Below are 7,283 nucleotides of genomic sequence, written 5' to 3' on the forward strand. Positions count from 1 at the left end.
ACATTTGGCCACCGAAGAGAAAACAGGCCAGGGAACCACTCCTGAAGAGGCGCTGTCCATATCCGAACTTGCGCAGCCCCTCAGCAAGGAACTCAACCTCAACAGCGGGCAGATAGCCCGCACCATCGTTCTCCTCGACGAGGGGAACACCATCCCTTTCATTGCCCGGTACCGCAAAGAAGTGACCGGGAGCCTGGATGAAGTACAAATCCAGTCCATCGCTGACCGGGCCGCGACCCTGCGCGCCCTGCACGAACGCAAAGCCGACGTGCGCAGGCTCATAGACGCCCAGGGCAAACTCACCCCGGAACTGGCCGCTGCCATCCTGGCTGCTACTACGCTGCAAGAAGTTGAAGACCTCTACCTGCCCTATCGTCCAAAACGCAAAACCCGCGCCAGCATCGCGCGCGAGAAAGGGCTGGCTGCACTCGCGGACATCATCCTGCAACAACTCGAACTCAAAGGCCCGGTTGAACCCATCCTCGAAGAATATGCCCGGCCTTACCTTGATGCCGAAAAAGGCGTCGATACCAGCCTCGAAGCCTACGCCGGAGCGCGAGATATCGTGGCCGAGATCATTGCCGAAGATGCTAATGTGCGCGGCAGCATGCGCGCAGCCTTCTTCAAACAAGCAACGCTCACCGCTAAAGTGGCCGATGCCGAAAAGATCACTGAGAAGGACCCCAATGGCGTCTACCAGCTCTATTACGACTTCAACGAAAGTGTCACCAAACTCGTCCCTCACCGCGTGCTGGCACTGAACCGCGCCGAGCGAGAAGAAGTATTGCGCGTCAGCGTTACCTTGCCGTATGAGCAGGCGCAAAGCGAGATCACGCGGTATTATCCCATCAAGGCCATATCGCCTTTCGCGGAACAACTCGCGCAGGCGATGGAGGACGGCTACAAACGCCTGTTGGCTCCTGCCATGGAACGCGAGGTGCGCGTAGAACTCACGCGCCAGGCCGAAGAACACGCCATCAACATCTTCGCCGCCAACCTGCGCAACCTGCTGTTGCAACCACCCCTACGCGGGCGCAAAGTCCTGGGCATCGACCCTGGCTATCGCACCGGCTGCAAGCTCGCCGTCGTCGACGAAACCGGCAAATATCTCGACTCCGACACTCTCTACCTGCACCAGCCCGAAAAGGCGCAGCAAACCCTGCGCAAACTGCTCACCCAATACAACATCGATGTCATCGCTATCGGCAACGGCACCGCCTCGCGCGAAACAGAGCAACTCGTCGCCGGATTGATTCGCGAACTCGAACAGGAAACGGGAAGGCATGGGCAGATAGGTTACGTTATCGTCAACGAGGCCGGAGCCTCCGTCTATTCCGCCTCGGAAGCGGCACGCCAGGAATTTCCGACCCTTGATGCTACGCAGCGCGGCACTATCTCCATTGCCCGCCGCTTGCAAGACCCACTGGCCGAACTGGTCAAGATCGACCCCAAGTCCATCGGTGTTGGCCTCTACCAGCACGACGTTGACCAGAAGGAACTGGCAACCATGCTTGATCGCGTCGTTGTCTCCTGCGTCAACTTCGCCGGTGTCGAGGTCAATTCGGCCTCTGCTGCATTACTCAAGCACGTTTCTGGCATCAACGCCCGCGTCGCCTCCGCCATCGTCAAATACCGCGAGCAGCACGGCCCATTCAAATCGCGCGAAGAGTTGCAAAAAGTGTCCGGACTCGGTCCCGCAACGTTTGTCCAGGCGGCAGGCTTCCTCAAAATCGCCAACGGCATAGAACTCCTCGACAACACCTTCATCCACCCGGAGAGCTACGCCGCTGCCCGCGCCCTGCTTGCCATGTTGCCATCCAGCGATGATGAGAAGGGCAAAACCCTGAAACCTGCCGAGCGCATCGCGCAGTTCCGCCAGTTCATCAAACTGCAAAGCAGCCTGGGACGTACCAACCGCAAAGGCAGCGGCGATGGCGAACAGGCCACCTGGAGCGAGATCGCCAAAAAAATCGGCGTCGGCCTTCCCACTCTCAACGACATCCTCGAGAACCTGGAAAAGCCTGGTCTTGACCCTCGCGATGCTCTGCCCGCGCCCATTTTGCGCCACGATGTGCTGAAGATGGAGGACTTAGAGACCGGCATGATCTTGCAGGGTACCGTCCGCAACGTGGTGGATTTTGGCGCCTTCGTCGATATCGGCGTCAAGCAGGATGGCCTGGTGCATATTTCCGAGATGGCGGATAGGTATGTGAAAGACCCACTAAGCGTGGTTGCCGTCGGGCAGGTGGTGCAGGTGCGCGTGCTGAAGGTGGATAGGCAGCGAGGGAGAGTGCAATTGAGTATGAGGGGGGTGGGGAAGTAGTGAGGAAAGTAAATTTCCCAGCGATTTACCATGTTTGCTTACCTAATAAGGCATTAGAGTGATTGTACAGTTCAACTTCTAGAGGTAGCGGGAAAGGTTGGTTAATCAGGAACAGGACAAGCCCATCTTGAACCTCGTCTTCTTCCACTTGCCCCGTGCTAGTTGTGAGGCGCACTCGTGTTACATTAAAGTCATTATCAATTATATAACCTAGCAAGAAAAAGCACCCAGGTCCCTCGCTTCCCGATAATTTAACCCAAGGTTGGGATAGATACCTTTTACGATCCTCTTCAGTGACCATATAGCGGTTCTCTTTCTTCGTCCTCAGACTACTCTTGACCTGCCAGGAACCTGATGCATCTTGTTCAACACAGCATATTTCAATCCATTGCTGCTTGGATGTACTTTCATACTGTACAGCATACAGTTGCAGCTGTCGATGGGTCTTTGACTTGAGGAAATGAATAGTTCCTACTTCGGCCAGATTCCCCAGGTCTCGCTTTGCTTTTGCAAAGCTCTCTGAAGGGTTACTGAGCCATTCTATAATAGTTTGTTTCGGATTGCCTGTTACCATATTATTTTCCTTTGCCTTTCTTGCTTGATCTGTCTTCGGTACTCTCGCTTTTAGTATAGCAGATTCTGTTAAAAGAAAAAGCGTTTGACTGATATTGGGTGTGGTTCATTTTTTTTCACAAACCTCTGCGGTAGCAACAGGGGTGGAAGGAGGACGCCTGAGAAACGGTTGGCGCCAGGAATAGCCAGAGCCAGGACGACGAGTTGGGTGCTTCGCACTGCGGGTCTCAGCCGTCGGAGCGAGAGCCTCGGCAACAGGTATAATAGCCCCAGGAATTCAGACAAAAAACGATTGGCTTGTAAGGTGTAAAGTAGCACATGCAGAAAAAGAAACGCACCCATTATACGGGGGAATTCAAAGCGAAAGTCGTCAAGGAGCTGCTCAAAGAGGAAAAGACAGTCGGGCAATTGGCGGCAGAATATGGAGTCCATACCAATATGCTCTATCGCTGGCGAGACCAAGTGTTAGCTGGCTTGCCAAGCTTGTTTAGCGAACAAGCAGCTCAGGAGCTCGCTGAGAAAGAAGCCCACTGGCAGCAAGAGCGCGAAGGCTTATATGCCGAGATTGGACGCTTAACCACGCAGTTGACGTGGTTGGAAAAAAAATCTCGCCAAGTGCGTCAGTAGAGAAGATCGGCGCGCATTAGTGGAGTGGGAACACCGCGAACTGCCCGTGAGGACACAAGCAGAGCTCCTGAGTCTCAATCGTACTGGATTGTACTATCAGCCCGTGCCCCCTTCCGCAGCAGAAGTGGCACTCAAGCATCGTATTGACGAGCTATATACGGAGCATCCCTATTATGGCTATCGCAAGATCACCGCACAACTGCAACGCGAGGGCCTGCCGATCAATCACAAAGCAGTGGCTCGACATATGCGTGAAATGGGCTTAGCTGCGGTGTATCCTGGTCCCAATCTGAGCAAACGCGCACAGCAAGCAGCGATCTTTCCGTATTTACTCAAGAATGTGACGGCGAGCAGGCCCAATCATATTTGGGGCATAGATATCACGTATATTCGCTTGCGAGCGAGTTGGATGTACCTGGTGGCAATCCTGGATTGGTACTCTCGCTATATTGTGAGTTGGGAGTTGGATCAGACCATGCAGATTCCTTTCGTGATGGAGGCCATGCAACGAGCACTGGAGCAAGCCACGCCACAGATTTGCACTAGTGATCAAGGCAGTCAGTTTACCAGCTCACAGTACACGCAGGTGCTGCTCTCGCATGATGTGCGCATCAGTATGGATAGCAAAGGGCGGGCATTCGACAATATTTTTACCGAACGGCTCTGGCGAACCATTAAATATGAGGAGGTGTATTTAAAAGAGTATACGAGTCCACGTGAAGCACGAGAAGGACTGACCGACTATCTGCGGTTTTACAATGAAGGGCGCATTCACCAGGCGCTGGATTACCGCACACCAGCTGAGGTTTATTTCTCTCATTAAGAAAGGAGCTTACACCTTAGCAATCACGATTTTTGTGTCTTGACAACGGGGGTCAGTTTATCCGTATGATCGCCTCCCTGGAATTATGCACGTGCAGACGGCGGTAGAGTCCTTGCACGTGCGAATGAACGGTGGCCTGCTCAATACCAAGCCGCTGCGCTATCTCAGTCTCACTCTCACCTTTGAGGAAACCGCGCAGGATATCTTGCTCGCGTCCTGCTAAAGGCTTCGTCGCTTCGGATGTCAACAAGGTGCTAAGTTTGTTCGTCTAGGAGGAAAGGAAGCTTCTCTCAACAAACCAAACGTTATAGCTTGCTGAGGATGAATAGGGAGTACGGAGGGTGTAGTTGAGTATGAGGGGCGTGGGGAAGTAGGAAAGAAGATACATTCGTCTTCCTGTGGTATCTTACGTGCAAGGAGTGGTAGACACTATTGTCAAATTTGCTATACCGGGGAGAGTACGTAGCTGGCTTTGCCAGAGCGAAGATGTTATCAGAGGAACGGTTTCTACCAACAACGTGTCATTGGCTTTGAACTTAGACTCCTGATCCATTAAATGCCACGACGGTTGTGTATCCCATGGGTACTGTATAGCTCGGTTATCTGCCTGTACTATAGCCTCCTTGTAGCATGGATCAGAGAGTAAGAGACCAAGATTGCTGACTGTATAAATCGCTTTATCATAGGTGTTGAGCGGATTAGTAAATGTAATGCGAGCGTATTCTGTTGGTTCAACCCCGCTTAGTGGGATGGCTACCGCAGGCGTAGGTGTACTAAAGGCTATCTGGGATGGAGAGCAAGGAGGGAAGCGGGAACCCAAAGGCTTAACGGCGAGTACACCAGGAATTATCTGGAGACGGTGTAACCAGTCGGAAGGTGTATACAAAGATGGAACAATAAAAAAGTAATGAGCGTGTAAAAATGTATCCTGTTGTCCCATTGGCTGCCACAAACGGATCTCCGTTTGTTCTTTAGTGGTGCGTGAGTCAATGCTACATAGTAATCCTGGTTGAAATCCCAAATCTGTGATTGCATCCAATGCCTGGCTGTAAGGGGTTGATGGAGTAAACGTGATAGAGATAAGGTTGTAGAATTCGGAACCAGTCGCAGGGGAATGCTCTTTGCCCAAGATAAAGAAAATAAAAGAACTGCTAAAAGCGAGGAGCGCCAGTATTCCTATAATGCCCAAAAGGATAACTCGGATCCGACCCCTCCTATGCTGTACTCTGTCTCGATTTCTTCCCGTGAAAGGAAAAAAATACCAACTATAAAAATTGGAATCAAACATGATCTCACTTCTCTCCTTTTAACACAGTATACTCTTTTTCATAAATTTTCTCTTCTTCATTAAGAAACGGTTCTTTTGTATGATATGTTGCGAGAAAGTGCTCAGGGAGGCAGAAGTACTTCTTCTGACCTTTCAAGAGAAGTACTTCTGTAAATGATTAGCCTTCAAACTGGGATCAACTAGTTGTGCAAGAATGATGTAAGGGTTTGCTCTATATACCTCCATCCATCAGAAGATTGCCTGTTTGGGCATCGAAAACCTCTTCAATTTTATGCAATGTGACAGTAACCCCACTGGGTCCCGATGCTTTCACGACACCTCGCAACTCTACATAACATAAAAGGTGAGTGGCTGGCATGCCTGTACCCTCTCCCTCTGTGAAGTTGCTTAACTGTTGACTCGACAAAAATACTATTTTTACGATGACAAGTTTTGTGCCAGTTGGTAAAGATAAACCAGGGGGAACAGGATGGCTACTCACATATTGTCTAACGTCCTGCTCCGTAAAAGCTGGTTTCCCGTTTGCTATGGGCAAATGTGGGGTAATGGCTGGTATACCAGGCGCTTGAGAATAAGGTTGTTGTGCAGGAAGAGCTTGCCTGAGGGGAGCAGCTTGTACATGACCTGCTGCTCCTCTGGGTAGAAGAAGGATCATTGCTCCTACTATCAAAACAAAGCTCAGTAGAATGATGGCGGGTAATAAGAACTTGCGCATGGATGTAGTATCCTTTCTCTAAGTAATACTGAGTTCGCTGAGGTGGCCTACTCGATTTAACATGAAGCACAATAGGCATTCCAATCCCCTGTGGATGTTTTACTTGGCTCTGTGATCCAGTCTCCTGTTAAAGGCCCCTGTTTAATGCCAAAAATCCAACTTGGGCCAGAGCCTGGATTACCAAGGCTATTTTGGGGACACCAGTTACCACCACAACGCCAATAGTTGTTAGTCCAATCTGCTCCGTATCCTGGTTGACCGTATGTTCCGGCTAATTCGATTCCTATTTGGATTTCGTCGGGACTATAGGTATTCGAAGTCGATAGCCCTGACCAGCTGTGGCTACATGTATATGGATAACCGCAGCTAACAACACTACCACTTACATACCAGTCGGTGCTATCTTGTCTGTAAATTTGAAATCTTTCTATGTAGTCGTCAGGGCCTACTTGATATGTATAATGGTTATGATAGCCTCCTCCGGGGCGCTCATCAGCCCAGAAGTATTCTCCTAATGTACAACATGCGTCGGATATTCCAGCTTCGACCCAGCAGGCGTAATTTATATTGCCGCAACCTGAATTGTAGTTCTGCAGAATCCACGTCTCCCAGTTCATAAAGCCATCAGTACCCGGCCTTCCTCCCAAGAATGGGACGGTTATATCGGTTTTTCCACCGTTTATACTGCCATACCATTGGTAAAATGCGTAGCAATGGTTATTCTGCGAATCGCCACATGAGTAGTTATCGGGAGCAGTTGTTTGGGCAAGGGCTGTATTCAAAAACAATCCGTATGCTGGGGAATGCGGGGTTGCAGGTGCGAGACCAGGTAGCCTGCCGCCAGTTCCAGCAGGCCATAGCGGATGTTTCGATAGCGTACCTCAAGCAGTTGTGCGGGTTTTGCTCCATGAACATTGGTGTATGGTGCCCACCA

7 protein-coding genes are annotated in these 7,283 nt (G+C 50.8%); 3 read left to right on the forward strand and 4 right to left on the reverse strand.

Annotation, left to right across the window (positions count from 1 at the left end):
- Positions 1-4 precede the first annotated feature (4 nt).
- Positions 5-2,323 (forward strand): Tex family protein, encoded by a 2,319-nt coding sequence (locus VFA09_11705; protein HZU67932.1) that lies wholly within the window; start codon positions 5-7, stop codon positions 2,321-2,323.
- 25 nt (positions 2,324-2,348) lie between these two features.
- Here VFA09_11705 and VFA09_11710 read toward each other — a convergent pair whose 3' ends face one another.
- Positions 2,349-2,897, reverse strand: coding sequence for a hypothetical protein (locus tag VFA09_11710; protein ID HZU67933.1), 549 nt, complete (start codon positions 2,895-2,897; stop codon positions 2,349-2,351).
- A 317-nt stretch (positions 2,898-3,214) separates the two neighbouring features.
- On the opposite strand from VFA09_11710, the gene VFA09_11715 reads away from it, so the two are divergent.
- Both VFA09_11715 and VFA09_11720 read left to right on the forward strand, forming a co-directional pair.
- Positions 3,215-3,523, forward strand: coding sequence for a transposase (locus tag VFA09_11715; GenBank protein HZU67934.1), 309 nt, complete (start codon positions 3,215-3,217; stop codon positions 3,521-3,523).
- Positions 3,524-3,542: 19 nt separating this feature from the next.
- The gene (locus tag VFA09_11720; protein HZU67935.1) at positions 3,543-4,346 is read left to right on the forward strand and encodes an IS3 family transposase; all 804 of its coding nucleotides are present in this window, start codon (positions 3,543-3,545) and stop codon (positions 4,344-4,346) included.
- Between the two features lie 52 nt (positions 4,347-4,398).
- Here the strand turns inward: VFA09_11720 and VFA09_11725 are convergent, their stop codons facing one another.
- The 3 genes from VFA09_11725 to VFA09_11735 form a co-directional block, all read right to left on the reverse strand.
- Entirely contained in the window at positions 4,399-4,596 is a 198-nt protein-coding gene (locus VFA09_11725) for a LuxR C-terminal-related transcriptional regulator (GenBank protein ID HZU67936.1), read from the reverse strand.
- Between the two features lie 156 nt (positions 4,597-4,752).
- A complete protein-coding gene (locus tag VFA09_11730; GenBank protein ID HZU67937.1) occupies positions 4,753-5,634 on the reverse strand; it encodes a hypothetical protein in 882 nt (293 codons plus the stop codon).
- A gap of 211 nt (positions 5,635-5,845) precedes the next feature.
- On the reverse strand, positions 5,846-6,349 hold the full coding sequence (locus VFA09_11735; GenBank protein ID HZU67938.1) for a hypothetical protein: 504 nt from the start codon (positions 6,347-6,349) through the stop codon (positions 5,846-5,848).
- Between the last annotated feature and the right edge of the window lie 934 nt (positions 6,350-7,283).

Source organism: Ktedonobacteraceae bacterium (genome assembly GCA_035653615.1).
Taxonomy (GTDB): Bacteria; Chloroflexota; Ktedonobacteria; order Ktedonobacterales; family Ktedonobacteraceae; genus DASRBN01.

Coding starts and splice junctions, on each gene's coding strand:
- VFA09_11710 (HZU67933.1), bottom strand. CDS start 2,897: ATGGTAACAGGCAATCCGAAACAAACTATTATAGAATGGCTCAGTAAC.
- VFA09_11715 (HZU67934.1), top strand. CDS start 3,215: ATGCAGAAAAAGAAACGCACCCATTATACGGGGGAATTCAAAGCGAAA.
- VFA09_11735 (HZU67938.1), bottom strand. CDS start 6,349: ATGCGCAAGTTCTTATTACCCGCCATCATTCTACTGAGCTTTGTTTTG.
- VFA09_11730 (HZU67937.1), bottom strand. CDS start 5,634: ATGTTTGATTCCAATTTTTATAGTTGGTATTTTTTTCCTTTCACGGGA.